The sequence below is a fragment of the Streptomyces sp. GDS52 genome (genome assembly GCF_052246875.1).
Lineage (GTDB): Bacteria > Actinomycetota > Actinomycetes > Streptomycetales > Streptomycetaceae > Streptomyces > Streptomyces cathayae.
Genome location: NZ_CM125966.1, coordinates 3,785,751 through 3,800,274 on the forward strand (window position 1 = coordinate 3,785,751; position 14,524 = coordinate 3,800,274).

A 14,524-nucleotide genomic window follows, 5' to 3' on the forward strand; every position below is an offset into this window, starting at 1 on the left:
CCGGAGCCCGGATGACCGGGACCCGGACGGCCGGGCGCACCCCGCCGCGCCGCGCGCCCCCTCACGCCCGCCTCGTCACACCCGCCTCACCGTGCCTGCCTCACCGCGCCTGCCTCACCGCGCCGCGGCGAACGCCTCGTAGATCCGCTTGGGGATCCGTCCGCGCGCGGGGACGTCCATCTGGTTCGACAGCGCCCAGGCGCGCACGGCCGCAGGGGCGGGGGCGACCTCCGTCTGCCGGTACGCCCGGCCCGAGCGGGAGCGTTTGCGGCCGGCCTGCACGTAGGGCGCGAGCGCCTTCCGCAGGTCGTCGGCGTTGGCTTCGTTCAGATCGATCTCGTACGACTTGCCGTCGAGTCCGAAGGCGATCGTTTCCGCCGCTTCCGAGCCGTCGATGTCGTCAAAGAGAGTGACCACGACCTTCTGCGCCACGAATAATCGGTCCCTTCGTGCGACGCTTCCGTGTTGACGTCGGTGATGACGCCCCGGGTGTCGCGAAGATGTCGGCGTCCGCCTGTAAACGGGCAAACCATCTGCTAATGACAATTCATTTGTACAGTGCTCGGCAATGCATTGTGAAGTTCGACTAAATCTGCCCGCGTGTCCGGTGCGCAATAGCGATACGTGACAGATCGCGGATCTTTCCCGGATCTTTTCCCGGGCGCCTCCCCCGCGGCGTCGAATCGTGATCGGGGTCACGTAGATTCCTCCAACTCTACTCGCGTAGAAATTTTGTACGGGTAGTCTGAAGGGACCTGCTCAGCACCACACACCGGGAGTGCCAGTGGCACGCGTCGTAGTCGACGTCATGCTCAAGCCGGAGATCCTCGACCCCCAGGGCCAGGCGGTGCAGCGCGCACTGCCGCGGCTGGGTTTCGAGGGGATCTCGGACGTCCGTCAGGGAAAGCGATTCGAACTGGAAGTTGACGGGCCGGTCGACGAGGCCGCGCTCGCCCGCATTCATGATCTTGCGGAATCCTTCCTCGCCAACACCGTGATCGAGGACTTCACCGTCAGGGTCGAGGAAGTCTCGGAGGCCGTGAAGTGACCGCTCGTATCGGCGTCGTCACTTTCCCCGGCAGCCTCGACGACCGGGACTCGCAGCGCGCGATCCGGCTCGCGGGCGCCGAACCCGTGGCGCTCTGGCACAAGGACAAGGACCTCAAGCAGGTCGACGCGGTCGTGCTGTGCGGCGGATTCTCCTACGGCGACTACCTGCGCGCCGGGGCCATCGCCCGTTTCTCGCCGGTGATGGACACCGTCATCGAGCAGGCGAAGGCGGGTCTGCCGGTCCTCGGCATCTGCAACGGCTTCCAGATCCTCACCGAGGCGCACCTGCTCCCCGGCGGCATGCTGGGCAACGACCACCTGCACTTCATCTGCCGTGACCAGAAGCTGCGGGTGGAGAACGCGGAGACCTCCTGGACCACCGACTACACGGCCGGCCAGGAGATCCACATCCCGCTGAAGAACATGGACGGCCGCTACGTCGCCGACCAGTACACGCTGGACGAGCTGGAGGCCGAGGGCCGCGTCGCCTTCCGGTACCTCGACTTCAACCCCAACGGCTCGCTCAACGACATCGCCGGCATCACCAACGCGGCGGGCAACGTCGTCGGTCTGATGCCGCACCCCGAGCACGCCGTCGAGTCACTGATCGGCACCGGTCGCACCGACGGCCTCCCGTTCTTCACCTCGATCCTCAAGAAGCTGGTCAACGCATGAGCCGGACGCCTCTGGACACGGTCGAGCACGCGGCGAAGACCCCCGACGTCGAGCTGCCCTGGGCCGAGCTCGGCCTGAAGAAGGACGAGTACGAGCGGGTGGTGGAGATCCTCGGCCGCCGCCCGACCGGCGCCGAGCTCGCCATGTACTCGGTGATGTGGTCCGAGCACTGCTCGTACAAGTCCTCCAAGGTCCACCTCCGCCAGTTCGGCGAGAAGGCCCCCGAGTCCGACGCGATGCTCGTCGGCATCGGCGAGAACGCCGGGGTCGTCGACGTCGGCCAGGGCTACGCGGTCACCTTCAAGGTCGAGTCGCACAACCACCCGTCGTACGTCGAGCCCTACCAGGGCGCGGCCACCGGCGTGGGCGGCATCGTCCGCGACATCATCGCGATGGGCGCCCGCCCGGTCGCCGTCGTGGACCCGCTGCGCTTCGGCGCCGCCGACCACCCCGACACCAAGCGCGTCCTGCCCGGCGTCGTCGCCGGCATCGGCGGCTACGGCAACTGCCTCGGCCTGCCCAACATCGGCGGCGAGGTCGTCTTCGACGCCTGCTACCAGGGCAACCCGCTGGTCAACGCCGGTGCCATCGGCGTGATGCGGCACGAGGACATCCACCTCGCCAAGGCGTCCGGGCCCGGCAACAAGGTCATCCTGTACGGCGCCAGGACCGGCGGCGACGGCATCGGCGGCGCCTCGATCCTGGCCTCCGAGACCTTCGACGACGCGAAGCCCTCCAAGCGCCCCGCCGTCCAGGTCGGCGACCCCTTCCAGGAGAAGCTCCTCATCGAGTGCACCCTGGAGGCCTTCCGGGAGAAGCTGGTCGTCGGCATCCAGGACCTCGGCGCGGCCGGCCTGTCCTGCGCCACGTCCGAGCTGGCCTCCAACGGTTCCGGCGGCATGCGCGTCGTCCTCGACGACGTACCGCTGCGCGACTCCACGCTCTCGCCCGAGGAGATCCTCATGAGCGAGTCGCAGGAGCGCATGTGCGCGGTCGTGGAGCCGGAGAAGGTCGACCGCTTCCTCGAGATCTGCGAGAAGTGGGACGTCATCGCCACCGTCATCGGTGAGGTGACCGACGGCGACCGCCTGGAGATCTTCTGGCACGGCGGCAAGATCGTCGACGTCGACCCGCGCACCGTCGCCCACGACGGCCCGGTCTACGAGCGCCCCTACGCCCGCCCCGACTGGCAGGACGCGCTCCAGGCCGACGACGCGAACAAGCTGCCCCGGCCGCAGACCTCCGACGAGCTGAAGGACCAGGTCCTGAAGCTGGTGGGCTCGCCCAACCAGGCCTCCAAGGAGTGGCTCACCCGGCAGTACGACCACTTCGTGCAGGGCAACACGGTCCTCGCCCAGCCCGAGGACTCCGGCATGATCCGCGTCGACGAGAAGACCGGCCTCGGTGTCGCCATCGCCACCGACGGCAACGGCCGGTACGCCAAGCTCGACCCGTACACGGGAGCGCAGCTGGCCCTGGCGGAGGCCTACCGCAACGTGGCGACGACCGGTGCCACGCCGCTCGCCGTCTCCGACTGCCTGAACTTCGGCTCGCCGGAGGACCCCGCGGTCATGTGGCAGTTCGCGGAGGCCGTGCGCGGTCTGGCCGACGGCTGTCTGCAGCTCGGCACCCCGGTCACCGGCGGTAACGTCTCGCTCTACAACCAGACCGGCGAGGTCGCCATCCACCCGACCCCGGTGGTCGCGGTCCTCGGTGTCATCGACGACGTGGCGCGGCGCACTCCGGTCGCCTTCCGGGAGGAGGGCCAGCTGATCTACCTCTTGGGCGACACCCGTGAGGAGTTCGGCGGCTCGGCCTGGTCCCAGGTCGTCCACGACCACCTCGGCGGCCTGCCGCCGCAGGTCGACCTCGACCGGGAGCGCCTGCTCGGCGAGATCCTGATCTCCGCCTCCCGCGACGGCATGATCGACTCCGCGCACGACCTGTCCGACGGCGGTCTGATCCAGGCCGTGGTCGAGTCGGCGCTGCTCGGCGGCAGGGGCGCGCGTCTGGTCGTACCGGACGGGCTCGACGCGTTCACCTTCCTGTTCTCCGAGTCGGCCGGCCGCGCGATCGTCGCCGTGCCGCGTTCGGAGGAGGTCCGCTTCACCGACATGTGCGGCGTGCGCGGCCTCCCGGCGACCCGCATCGGAGTCGTCGACGGGGACACGGTGGACCTCCAGGGCGAGTTCGCGCTCACCCTCGAGGAGCTGCGCACGGTCCACGAGGAGACGATCCCGGCCCTGCTGGCCTGATCCGCCCGCCGCTTCCGTACGCGGCACGAAGCCCCCGCCCGGTTCCTTCCGCCGGTCGGGGGCTTCGTCGTGTCACGGGGTGGATGCCGGCACATTGCCTCTTGCGCGGGATTACGTAGTTACGTAATATCGAAGATGTGGAACTCGAAGAACGCATGACCGACCTCGAGCGCCGCCTTGCGGCACTGGAAGCCGCCGGCCGTGCCGCCCCCGGGCTGGGCGAAGGTGACTTCTGGGCCCTTGAGGGGCTGAAGGAGCAGCTCGCCGAGCTGAGGGCGGCCGACGGGGGCGTGCTCTTCACCGGTGCGGTCCGGATGCCGACCGGCGAGCAGTACGAGTGGCAGCACGGCGCGCTCACCCAGGGGCTGCTGGCCTGCGAGTGGCCGGACGCCGCCGAGGCGCTCGCCGCGCTCGGCCATCCGGTACGGCTCCGGCTGCTCCGCGAGATAGTCGGCGGCCGGCGCACCGCGGCCGAACTGGCGGAGCTGGAGGAGATCGGCACGACCGGCCAGATCTACCACCACCTGCGCCAGCTGACCGGTGCGGGCTGGCTGCACACCACCGGCCGGGGCCGCCACGAGGTACCGGCGGGCCGGGTCGTACCGCTGCTGGTGACGCTGTCGGCTGCGCGTCCCTGACCGGCCGGCGCCGTACCCACGACGACCAGGGGGAACCATGTCCGCACGCAAACTCGCCATGAGGACCTTCCGAGGACTGCAGCTGGGTTTCATCGCCCTGGTGGCCGCCCACATCTGCCTCGGCTGGGACTACCCGATCCTGTGGAACCTGCTGCCGCTGCTCCTGGCCTACGTCCTGATCACCGTGGTCAACCGGTGGGGCGGCGGCGCCCCGGACCATCCGCGCCGCGCGCGTGAACCGGTCGAGGTCGACCCGCCCGTGACCGGCCGCTGGTCCGCGCTGAACAGTCCCGCCGACCGCACCCCGAGCCACGGCACCCATGCCTACGGCCAGACGTACGCCATCGACATCGTCGCCGAACCCGAGCCGGGCGCCCGTCCCGCGTTCTCCGCGCTGTGGCCGCTCGCCCGCCGCCCCGACGCCTTTCCCGCGTTCGGCGCTCCGCTGTACGCGGTCGCCGATGCCACGGTCGTCCGCGTGTCCGACGGACAGCGCGACCACCTCAGCCGTGCCTCGCTGCCCGGACTGCTGTACCTGATGCTCGTCGAGGGCTCGGTGCGCGAGATGAGCGGGGTCCACCGGATCGTCGGCAACCACCTGGTGCTCGACCTCGGCGACGGAACGCACGCCGCCTACGCACACGTGCGGCGCGGCTCGTTCACCGTCCGCGAGGGCGACCGGGTGCGGGCCGGACAGGTGCTCGCCCGCTGCGGCAACTCGGGCAACTCCTCCGAGCCGCACCTGCACTTCCAGCTGATGGACGGCCCCGACCCGGACACCGCGCGCGGCATCCCGTTCACCTGGCGGGGCGCCGGCGTCCCCCGCAACGGCGAGGTGTTCGACATACCGGCACCGGAACCGGTCACCCCCGCCTGACCTCCTAGGCTGCCCTCATGCCCCCGGCCAAGAAGCGCACCCGCTCCTACGACCCCGCCAGGACCCGCACCGCCGTCCTGGCCCAGTTCGGGAACGTACGGCAGGCGGTACGCACCCTGGACGCGCACCACCTCGCCCTGCCCACCCGTCTCGGCGACTGGACCGTACGGGACCTGCTCGCGCACCTCGCTCTGACCGTCGGGAGCGTCAGCCGGGCCCTGGAGCGGGACGAACCGGCGAAGCCCGGGACGGCGCTGCTGGACCACCCCGCCACGACCGCGGCCCACGCCGATGCCGTCGCCGAGAAGGCCCGGGTGCTCGCCGAGGCCACCCCCGACCTCGGTGCCCTCGGCGCCTTGCTCACCCGCACCGCGCGGGACCTGGCCCGGGACCTCGACGACGCCCCGCCCACCCGGGTGCTCGCCCTGCGCGCCGGGGCCATGAACCTCACCGACTACCTGGTCACCCGCACCGTCGAGCTCGTCGTCCACACCGACGACCTGAACGCCGCCGTGCCCGGCCTCGACGTTCCCCACGACCGCCAGGCCCTCGCCGCCTGCACCCGGCTGCTGGCCGACACGCTCGCCGCGCAGGCGCCCGGAGGCTCGACGGAGGTGCGCATCCCGCCGTACGCGGTCGTGCAGTGCGTGGCGGGGCCGCGGCACACCCGGGGCACCCCGCCCCACGTCGTCGAGACCGACCCGCTGACCTGGATCCGTCTGGCCACCGGGCGCACGGTGTGGCAGGACGCGGTGGCCGACGCCAAGGTGAGCGCGAGCGGTGAGCGGGCGGATCTGGGGCCGTACCTGCCGCTGATGACCTGAGGCGACGGCGGTCGACGTGAACGGCTGCGACAGTCCCCCGGGGCGCCACCGTCCGCGACGGCCATATCACCGTCGGCACGCGCGGCACGACCCGAATGGTGTGCGAAGACTCACTCATGAAGGCCGAGAAGACGCCGCTGAAGCTTTTCGGTACCACGCTCGACCATCGTGCCGATCACCGGAGCGCGACGCTGACCAGCGCAAACGGAAGGGCTGTCCACGCGTTCGCCGCCGAGTGGGCCACGGCCGGGACCCCGTCCCCAATTCGGACCAGCACTCGACCTCGCCTACACTCGGTGGCGTGCCACGTGGTGACGGACGACTCAACCACGACCTGCTCCCCGGAGAGAAGGGCCCCCAGGACGCTTGCGGCGTCTTCGGTGTCTGGGCTCCGGGCGAAGAGGTCGCCAAGCTCACGTACTTCGGGCTGTACGCCCTCCAGCATCGGGGCCAGGAATCCGCGGGTATCGCGGTCAGCAACGGCTCCCAGATCCTCGTCTTCAAGGACATGGGCCTGGTTTCCCAGGTCTTCGACGAGACCTCGCTCGGTTCGCTCCAGGGTCATATCGCGGTCGGTCACGCCCGCTACTCGACCACCGGTGCCTCCGTGTGGGAGAACGCCCAGCCGACGTTCCGTGCCACCGCGCACGGCTCGATCGCGCTCGGCCACAACGGCAACCTGGTCAACACGGCCGAGCTCGCCGAGCTGGTGGCCGAGCTGCCCAAGGAGAACGGCCGCGCCCCGAAGGTGGCGGCCACCAACGACACCGACCTGATCACCGCCCTGCTGGCCGGCCAGCGTGCCGCCGACGGCGAACCGGTGACCGTGGAGCAGGCCGCGCACGTGGTCCTTCCGCAGGTCAAGGGCGCCTTCAGCCTGGTCTTCATGGACGAGAGCACGCTGTACGCCGCCCGCGACCCGCAGGGCATCCGCCCGCTGGTCCTCGGCCGGCTCGAGCGCGGCTGGGTCATCGCCTCCGAGTCCGCCGCCCTCGACATCTGCGGCGCCAGCTTCGTCCGCGAGATCGAGCCCGGCGAGTTCGTCGCCATCGACCAGAACGGACTGCGCTCTTCCCGATTCGCGGAAGCGAAGCCCAAGGGCTGTGTCTTCGAGTACGTGTACCTGGCCCGCCCGGACACCGACATCGCCGGCCGGAACGTCTACCTCTCGCGCGTCGAGATGGGCCGCCGCCTCGCCCAGGAGGCGCCCGCCGAGGCCGACCTGGTGATAGCGACCCCGGAGTCCGGCACCCCGGCCGCCATCGGCTACGCGGAGGCCTCCGGCATCCCCTTCGGCAACGGCCTGGTGAAGAACGCGTACGTCGGCCGTACGTTCATCCAGCCCTCGCAGACCATCCGCCAGCTCGGCATCCGTCTGAAGCTGAACCCGCTCAAGAACGTCATCAAGGGCAAGCGCCTGGTCGTCGTCGACGACTCGATCGTGCGCGGCAACACCCAGCGCGCCCTGGTCCGCATGCTCCGCGAGGCGGGTGCCGCCGAGATCCACATCCGGATCTCCTCGCCGCCCGTGAAGTGGCCGTGTTTCTTCGGCATCGACTTCGCGACCCGCGCCGAGCTGATCGCCAACGGCATGTCCACCGACGAGATCGGCACCTCGCTCGGCGCCGACTCCCTGGCGTACATCTCCATCGACGGCATGATCGAGGCGACGACCATCGCCAAGCCGAACCTGTGCCGCGCCTGCTTCGACGGCGAGTACCCGATGGAGCTGCCCGACCCGGAGCTCCTCGGCAAGCGGCTCCTGGAGTCGGAGCTGGCCGCCGGTACGGCCGAGCCGGCCGCGCTCGACGCGATCCGCCGCCCGTAAACCCCTGTCCTGCCGTAACGAGACGAAGGCTCTCCCAGTCATGTCTGAGAACACTGGCGCCGGCCACGCGGCGGCGTCGTACAGGACCGCGGGCGTCGACATCGACGCGGGTGACCGAGCGGTCGAGCTGATGAAGGAGTGGGTGAAGAAGGCGCGGCGCCCCGAGGTCCTCGGCGGCCTCGGCGGTTTCGCCGGCCTCTTCGACGCCTCCGCCCTGAAGAGGTACGAGCGTCCCCTGCTGGCCTCCGCCACGGACGGCGTCGGCACCAAGGTCGACATCGCCCGCCGGATGGGCGTCTACGACACCATCGGGCACGACCTGGTCGCCATGGTGATGGACGACATCGTGGTGTGCGGCGCCGAGCCGCTGTTCATGACCGACTACATCTGTGTCGGCAAGGTCCACCCCGAGCGGGTCGCCGCCATCGTCAAGGGCATCGCCGAAGGCTGTGTACTGGCCGGCTGTGCCCTGGTCGGCGGTGAGACGGCCGAACACCCCGGCCTGCTGGGCGAGGACGACTTCGACGTCGCCGGCGCCGGTACGGGCGTCGTGGAGGCCGACCGGCAGCTCGGCCCGGACCGCATCCGCAAGGGTGACCGGGTCGTCGCCATGGCCGCCTCCGGGCTCCACTCGAACGGGTACTCGCTGGTCCGGCACGTCCTGCTGAACCAGGCCGGGCTCGCCCTGGAGAGCCGGATCGACGAGCTGGGCCGCACCCTCGGGGAGGAGCTCCTGGAGCCCACCCGGATCTACTCGCTGGACTGCCTGGCCCTGATCCGCACCACCGAGGTGCACGCCTTCAGCCACGTCACCGGCGGCGGCCTCGCGGCCAACCTGGCCCGCGTCGTCCCGGACGGGCTGCACGCGGTGGTGGACCGCTCCACCTGGAGCCCGGCCCCGGTCTTCGACCTCGTCGGCCGGACCGGTTCGGTCGAGCGCCTGGAGCTGGAGCGCACCCTCAACATGGGCGTCGGCATGATCGCGATCGTGCCGGAGGAGTCCACGGACGCGGCGCTGACCACACTGGCCGACCGTGGCGTGGACGCCTGGGTGGCCGGCGAGATCACCGACCGTGGCGAGCACAGCACGGGAGCGGCACTGGTGGGTGACTACGCGAGCTGATGCAGGACGAGCACGCCGAGCAGCAGGCCGAGCACGGTGACTCCCGCGCGGACCGGGGCCGATGGACCCGGTACCACCGGGCAGGGCCCGGGACCCGGGCCCTGCGGGCAGCACAGAACCCGGTCGGTGACCGGAGTCACCGACCGGGCTGATGAATCAGTGCAAGGTCAAGCGCCACGACGTTGGGGAGAGGACTGGCCGTCCTCGTCCTCGTCGTCGTCCTCATAGAGGTCGGCGTACCGTGCGTACAGGTCGTCATCCTGATCATCGTCCTCGACCGGGTCACCGTTGATATTCGGTGATGTGTTCGAAGGCGATGCACCCAGCTCCTCGGCCAGACGTGCGAGATCCGTCCCGCCGCTGTTGTACTTCAGCTGGCGGGCGACCTTTGTCTGCTTGGCCTTGGCCCGGCCGCGCCCCATGGCTCGACCCCCTCAACGACGGGGCTCGACGGCCCCAGAGTCTTGACACGCGTTCATGGTCCGGAACGGACTCTCCGTGGAGAGGCCGGTCCGTAGGGCTCCCACGGTACCTGAGCCCACGCCCATACGGTACGTCGCCCGCATGACGTGCCCCCTCCCGTGACCCTTACGGCACCCTGTTCTCGCAGGTCAACTGCGATTTCAAGCACTTGTCGAGGGGCGACCCGCCGGGAGAAGTGAGAGTTCTCTCGAAGTGCCCCGCCGCGGGTACCGGCCAAACGTACGAACAACGACGGGGGGTGGGGCGGGAGCGGACCCACTGGTCCGCCCCGCCCCACCCCCCGTGTCCGCGTTCCTGTCTCCGTTTCCGATCTCCGTTGGTGGCTGCGGTTCCGACTGCGGTTCCGACTGCGGTTCGAGTTGCGGTGCGGGCCGCGTCGGTGTCTGCGGTGGTGCGGCCCGTCTCAGCCCGTCTCAGCGCGCCGCGCGGGCCTCCGCCATCCGCTGCTCGGCGATCCGGTCGGCTGCCGCGGCCGGCGGAATCCCGTCGGACTTCGCACGTGCGAAGATCGCGAGCGTGGTGTCGAAGATCTTCGCAGCCTTCGCTCTGCACCGGTCGAAGTCGAAGCCGTGCAGCTCGTCGGCGACCTGGATGACACCGCCGGCGTTCACCACGTAGTCCGGCGCGTAGAGGATCCCGCGGTCGGAGAGGTCCTTCTCCACGCCCGGGTGGGCGAGCTGGTTGTTGGCGGCGCCGCAGACCACCTTGGCGGTCAGCACCGGCACGCTGTCGTCGTTCAGCGCACCGCCCAGCGCGCAGGGGGCGTACACGTCCAGTCCCTCCGTCCGGATCAGCGCCTCGGTGTCGGCGACGGCCGTGACACCCTGCGGGTGCCGGTCCAGGACCCGCCGCACGGCGTCCTCGCGCACGTCGGTGACCAGGACCTCCGCGCCCTCCTTGAGCAGGTGTTCCACCAGGTGGTGGCCGACCTTGCCGACGCCCGCGATGCCGACCTTGCGGTCGCGCAGCGAGGGGTCGCCCCACAGGTGCTGGGCGGCGGCCCGCATGCCCTGGTAGACACCGAAGGAGGTGAGCACCGAGGAGTCGCCCGCGCCGCCGTTCTCCGGGGAGCGGCCCGTGGTCCAGCGGCACTCGCGGGCCACGACGTCCATGTCCGCGACGTAGGTGCCGACGTCACAGGCGGTGACGTACCGGCCGCCCAGGGAGGCGACGAACCGGCCGTAGGCGAGCAGCAGCTCCTCGGTCTTGACCGTCTCGGGATCCCCGATGATCACGGCCTTGCCGCCGCCGTGGTCGAGACCGGCCATGGCGTTCTTGTACGACATCCCGCGGGCGAGGTTCAGCGCGTCGGCGACGGCCTGCTCCTCGGTCGCGTACGGGTAGAAGCGCGTACCGCCGAGGGCGGGGCCCAGAGCGGTGGAGTGGAGGGCGATGACGGCCTTGAGGCCACTTGCACGGTCCTGGCAGAGCACGACTTGCTCGTGACCGCCCTGGTCCGAATGGAACAGGGTGTGCAGGACGCCGTCAGATACGTCGGTCACGGTGGTGACTCCTGAGTAAGTAGCGGCGGGTGGACGCAGATCCCGAAAGCTCCCCCGCCGCTTGTGGCGAGGGGGAGCCCGCGGAGGCTGTGAGCACGAGATTAGGCCCTGCCATGGCCGAGAGCGGCTCCGTGTCCAGGATCACATTCCCGTGGTCACCCCCGGGGTGCCGCCGTGCGACCATTTGCCTGGATTGCCCGTGTGCCCGCATCGCCCGCGCGCGCGTGAGCGGGCCCGCAGGTTTTCGCGCCGGTGCGCGGGGGAGGGAGCAGGCGTGCCCAAGGTCTCCTCGGTGGTCGTCCCCTACGCGACCTATCTGCGCGTCTACGAACCGCTGGCCGCCTTCCCGGAGCCGGAGCGCGGTCGCTGGGCCCGCTACGCCCGCCGTACCGACCTCCCCTCCTACCAGGACGAACTCCGCCGGGCCCTGGCCGACGTCGTGCCCACCCCGCCGGTCCCGGTCCCGGTGCGGGAGAGCGACGACGCGTTCGTGCTGGAGGTCGACGGAGTGGTCTGCGTCTGCCCCTGGCGCACCCGGCTGCGCGGCTGGCAGGCCCTGGGCGAACTCGCCGAGGAATTTCCCCTGCCGGTCCTGGACGCGCTCCTGCCCCCGTTCGTACGGCGCCAGGCCGCCGAGGACTACGAGCGCTGGCTGACCGCCCACCCCGACGCCCGGCCGTGGATCCGCACGGCGACCTGGCAGGTGCCGATCAACTGGTTCGTACTGGTCTCGGACGAGGAGCGCGAGTACGACAAGGGCTCCGCCGCCGGGGGCTCCACCGGGGCTCCCGTGCTGCGCTACCGGACGCCCATGGTCGAGGCGCGGCGGCGGGTGGCGCGCGGGCTGCGGGCGCTGAAGGACACCATGGACGAAGGGCCGCTGATCGACGGCCTGGTGGACGTCGGGCGCTGGCTGGAGGAGTTCCACCCGCGCTCACTGGTCGAGCTGGACTACGGCGGCCTGGTGCACGCCCTGCCGGCCGGTGCCCTGGAGGGCGACCACTCGGCGGCCGACGTGGCCGAGGGGATCGCGGCCCTGCGCCGCGGCGACGGGGTGGCCGCGGGGGAGGCCTACGGGCGACTGGTGGAGCGGTGGCGTTCCGTACGGGACCTGCGGTCGGCCAACTGAGGCCCGCCGCACGGCCAGGGTGGCGAACGGGTGTTTGACCAAACGCTCTTCTTGGGGTTTTGTCGTCGCCCTGAGGTTGCGTCACCCCGGACCCGACAACGGACGTAGGCGCCGATCCGGGCGTATGTCTCAAGCGGGTCAAGCGTGACGGACCGCACGTACGCGGCCCTTGCGCCCCTTGCACCCCCTCGTGCCAAAATAGGACAAGGAGTCCGGGAGGGCTCCTCCGTCCTGCTGTGCTCCACTATGGGCGGAATCTCAGCATTGCACGCTTTGGGGGGTCGAGTGGCTCCTGATCTCGCCTGTGACTGATCGTCACAAGCGGGTAACTGTCCGCTATGGCATGGTCCATCGGCTTCCGCGGCTGATGGACACCTGGGAGGGCAATTCCATCGGTTTGGCCGACGCGGCTGGACGGATGGTGTAGTTGTAGTGCCGAGGACAAGCCGTTCGTCCTATAACCGACTCGACCCGCGTCCGCCATTTCGGGCAACGCGGGTCAAGGTGCAGAATTTAGAGGAAAGAACCGAGAAGGTTCGGTTCTCCCGAGGAGGCCGCTCATGACCGCTCGCACCCCTGATGCCGAGCCGCTGTTGACCCCGGCTGAGGTTGCCACCATGTTCCGCGTGGACCCGAAGACGGTCACGCGTTGGGCGAAGGCCGGCAAGCTCACGTCGATCCGCACGCTCGGCGGGCACCGCCGCTACCGCGAAGCTGAGGTCCGCGCTCTGCTCGCGGGCATTCCGCAGCAGCGCAGCGAGGCCTGAACAACTGGATAACCCGGACGAACCGGCCGACCCCAACTGGTCGAGGCGTCCGGAACCACGGCTCCACACGACGCGGGGACTGCCCCAACAGGCCCCTCTCCCACGCCGGACAGAACTTTCCCGGCAGCTGCACAGGGTGCGTCGTCGATCGCGCTGGACTCCGCCGAGTCCAGCGCGATTTTTTTGTGCGGTGGGCCGCCGGCCGGTCGGCGTGAACGCTCGGTGATCGGTGCTGGCTGCGGCCCCGGAAAGGCCGTTCCGGCGGGCCGGTGGGTGCTTCGTGCGCGAGCCTGTCCGACTCCGGGGGCGACTGTGGGGCCATCTGTGCGGAGACCTGTGCGGGTCCCCGAGGGTAGTGCAATTGCACATATTAAATTGACTTGGCGTAGGGCGGGGGTAAGTACCGCACATTCCAAAACTCATGCGGTGACACCCGTCACATGTCGGCTGGGTTGTTGGGCCACCGGCATATGCGCTAGAGGGGTCGGGTGTGGGGAGCGAGGTGAGCAACTCGGCGGCGGGGCCCGGCAACTGGGCGGCCGGGGCGCTGCGCGGGACGGTGGGCAGGACGGTGGTCCGGGTGGTGGGCTAGGTGGTCGCGGTGGGCTGGGCGGTCGCGGTGCTCTCGTCCTCGACGGGCTCCGGTGGCCGCTCGGTGCGCTCGGTGCGCTCGGTGGATTCCGTGTGTGCGGTGGGGCGGGGCGTGGAGTCGTGGGGAGCGGAGTCCAGTGCCAGCCGCAACAGGCGGTGGCAGACGGGACAGTGGCGGGTGAGATGCCCCCCGAACGACGACGCGGCCGACAGGTGCGCGCGGAGTAACGCCCGCGTTTCGTGCCTGGCTGGTGCGGTCATGTGTCACCTCCAGGGGGCCGCACGGAGAGCGGCCTGCCCTGCTGTCCGGGGTACCCAGGGAATCCCGTCCCGTCAAGGCGCAGGGAGTTCCGTCGGGAAGCCTCAGAGGCGCTCGGCGCGGGACGCGGGGTTCGACGCGCGGGACCACCTGAAAGGCCCTCACGCCGCCGGTGAGGACTTCCGGGGTGACCGGGCCGGACCGGACCGGGACGGCGGGCACGGGCGCGGTCCCGGTCCGGCCTGGCCCGGCCTGATCACCCCATGACGGAGGGGCCCGCACCGTATGGGCACGGGCCCCTCCGTGAACGCGGTCCTGACGGGATCTGCTGTGTTCGACGGCGGCTGCCGACGCGGGCGCGGCCTCTGCTCTGGCCTGGCTGCCCCATGGGGAAGGGGCCCGCACCGTATGGTGCGGGCCCCTTCATGATGCGGTCCTGACGGGATTTGAACCCGCGGCCTCCACCTTGACAGGGTGGCGAGCACTCCTAACTGCTCCACAGGACCAGGCTTCGCGGCGCTAT

At 70.3% G+C, this 14,524-nt stretch carries 14 protein-coding genes, 1 tRNA gene and 1 pseudogene; 11 read left to right on the forward strand and 5 right to left on the reverse strand.

The features are described 5' to 3' along the window. Nucleotides 1-114 precede the first annotated feature (114 nt). Nucleotides 115-432 carry a histone-like nucleoid-structuring protein Lsr2 gene (locus ACTWJ9_RS17220; protein WP_279335130.1) on the reverse strand — a complete coding sequence of 106 codons (318 nt, stop codon included), beginning with the start codon at nucleotides 430-432 and terminating at the stop codon, nucleotides 115-117. Nucleotides 433-784: 352 nt separating this feature from the next. Here ACTWJ9_RS17220 and purS point away from each other — a divergent pair, with 352 nt between their 5' ends. The 9 genes and pseudogenes from purS to purM all read left to right on the forward strand — a co-directional run bounded on the left by purS (nucleotide 785) and on the right by purM (nucleotide 9,270). Continuing rightward, nucleotides 785-1,048: a phosphoribosylformylglycinamidine synthase subunit PurS gene (gene purS / locus ACTWJ9_RS17225; protein WP_202275301.1), complete on the forward strand. Its 264-nt coding sequence runs from the start codon at nucleotides 785-787 to the stop codon at nucleotides 1,046-1,048. Continuing rightward, nucleotides 1,045-1,725, forward strand: a complete 681-nt coding sequence (purQ, locus tag ACTWJ9_RS17230) for a phosphoribosylformylglycinamidine synthase subunit PurQ (protein WP_202275303.1) — start codon at nucleotides 1,045-1,047, stop codon at nucleotides 1,723-1,725. The genes purS and purQ overlap by 4 nt, the downstream gene beginning before the upstream one ends. Beyond that, entirely contained in the window at nucleotides 1,722-3,980 is a 2,259-nt protein-coding gene (gene purL / locus ACTWJ9_RS17235; protein WP_443294391.1) for a phosphoribosylformylglycinamidine synthase subunit PurL, read from the forward strand. Before purQ ends, purL begins: the two co-directional genes overlap by 4 nt. Nucleotides 3,981-4,135: 155 nt before the next feature. Beyond that, nucleotides 4,136-4,618: an ArsR/SmtB family transcription factor gene (locus ACTWJ9_RS17240; RefSeq protein WP_279337997.1), complete on the forward strand. Its 483-nt coding sequence runs from the start codon at nucleotides 4,136-4,138 to the stop codon at nucleotides 4,616-4,618. 37 nt (nucleotides 4,619-4,655) lie between these two features. Then, nucleotides 4,656-5,495: a M23 family metallopeptidase gene (locus tag ACTWJ9_RS17245; RefSeq protein WP_279335132.1), complete on the forward strand. Its 840-nt coding sequence runs from the start codon at nucleotides 4,656-4,658 to the stop codon at nucleotides 5,493-5,495. Nucleotides 5,496-5,512: 17 nt separating this feature from the next. Further along, nucleotides 5,513-6,319, forward strand: coding sequence for a sterol carrier family protein (locus tag ACTWJ9_RS17250; protein ID WP_443294392.1), 807 nt, complete (start codon nucleotides 5,513-5,515; stop codon nucleotides 6,317-6,319). 56 nt (nucleotides 6,320-6,375) lie between these two features. Continuing rightward, a pseudogene (locus ACTWJ9_RS17255) lies at nucleotides 6,376-6,534 on the forward strand (META domain-containing protein); the annotation flags it as partial. 86 nt (nucleotides 6,535-6,620) lie between these two features. Then, nucleotides 6,621-8,147: an amidophosphoribosyltransferase gene (gene purF / locus ACTWJ9_RS17260; RefSeq protein WP_279335134.1), complete on the forward strand. Its 1,527-nt coding sequence runs from the start codon at nucleotides 6,621-6,623 to the stop codon at nucleotides 8,145-8,147. A gap of 40 nt (nucleotides 8,148-8,187) precedes the next feature. Continuing rightward, on the forward strand, nucleotides 8,188-9,270 hold the full coding sequence (purM, locus tag ACTWJ9_RS17265) for a phosphoribosylformylglycinamidine cyclo-ligase (RefSeq protein WP_387037316.1): 1,083 nt from the start codon (nucleotides 8,188-8,190) through the stop codon (nucleotides 9,268-9,270). A gap of 167 nt (nucleotides 9,271-9,437) precedes the next feature. Here the strand turns inward: purM and ACTWJ9_RS17270 are convergent, their stop codons facing one another. Continuing rightward, a complete protein-coding gene (locus ACTWJ9_RS17270; RefSeq protein ID WP_279335136.1) occupies nucleotides 9,438-9,692 on the reverse strand; it encodes a DUF3073 domain-containing protein in 255 nt (84 codons plus the stop codon). Between the two features lie 474 nt (nucleotides 9,693-10,166). After that, the gene (locus ACTWJ9_RS17275) at nucleotides 10,167-11,255 is read right to left on the reverse strand and encodes a Leu/Phe/Val dehydrogenase (protein WP_279335137.1); all 1,089 of its coding nucleotides are present in this window, start codon (nucleotides 11,253-11,255) and stop codon (nucleotides 10,167-10,169) included. Between the two features lie 274 nt (nucleotides 11,256-11,529). On the opposite strand from ACTWJ9_RS17275, the gene ACTWJ9_RS17280 reads away from it, so the two are divergent. Then, a complete protein-coding gene (locus ACTWJ9_RS17280) occupies nucleotides 11,530-12,384 on the forward strand; it encodes a hypothetical protein (RefSeq protein ID WP_279335138.1) in 855 nt (284 codons plus the stop codon). Between the two features lie 560 nt (nucleotides 12,385-12,944). After that, a complete protein-coding gene (gene bldC / locus ACTWJ9_RS17285; protein WP_003949541.1) occupies nucleotides 12,945-13,151 on the forward strand; it encodes a developmental transcriptional regulator BldC in 207 nt (68 codons plus the stop codon). A gap of 588 nt (nucleotides 13,152-13,739) precedes the next feature. Here bldC and ACTWJ9_RS17290 read toward each other — a convergent pair. Beyond that, entirely contained in the window at nucleotides 13,740-14,003 is a 264-nt protein-coding gene (locus tag ACTWJ9_RS17290) for a DUF6274 family protein (protein WP_443294393.1), read from the reverse strand. Between the two features lie 429 nt (nucleotides 14,004-14,432). Next, a tRNA-Asp gene (locus ACTWJ9_RS17295) sits at nucleotides 14,433-14,507 on the reverse strand. Nucleotides 14,508-14,524 lie beyond the last annotated feature (17 nt).

Coding starts and splice junctions, on each gene's coding strand:
- purL (WP_443294391.1), top strand. CDS start 1,722: ATGAGCCGGACGCCTCTGGACACGGTCGAGCACGCGGCGAAGACCCCC.
- ACTWJ9_RS17240 (WP_279337997.1), top strand. CDS start 4,136: ATGACCGACCTCGAGCGCCGCCTTGCGGCACTGGAAGCCGCCGGCCGT.
- bldC (WP_003949541.1), top strand. CDS start 12,945: ATGACCGCTCGCACCCCTGATGCCGAGCCGCTGTTGACCCCGGCTGAG.
- ACTWJ9_RS17290 (WP_443294393.1), bottom strand. CDS start 14,003: ATGACCGCACCAGCCAGGCACGAAACGCGGGCGTTACTCCGCGCGCAC.
- ACTWJ9_RS17250 (WP_443294392.1), top strand. CDS start 5,513: ATGCCCCCGGCCAAGAAGCGCACCCGCTCCTACGACCCCGCCAGGACC.
- ACTWJ9_RS17245 (WP_279335132.1), top strand. CDS start 4,656: ATGTCCGCACGCAAACTCGCCATGAGGACCTTCCGAGGACTGCAGCTG.
- ACTWJ9_RS17270 (WP_279335136.1), bottom strand. CDS start 9,692: ATGGGGCGCGGCCGGGCCAAGGCCAAGCAGACAAAGGTCGCCCGCCAG.
- purM (WP_387037316.1), top strand. CDS start 8,188: ATGTCTGAGAACACTGGCGCCGGCCACGCGGCGGCGTCGTACAGGACC.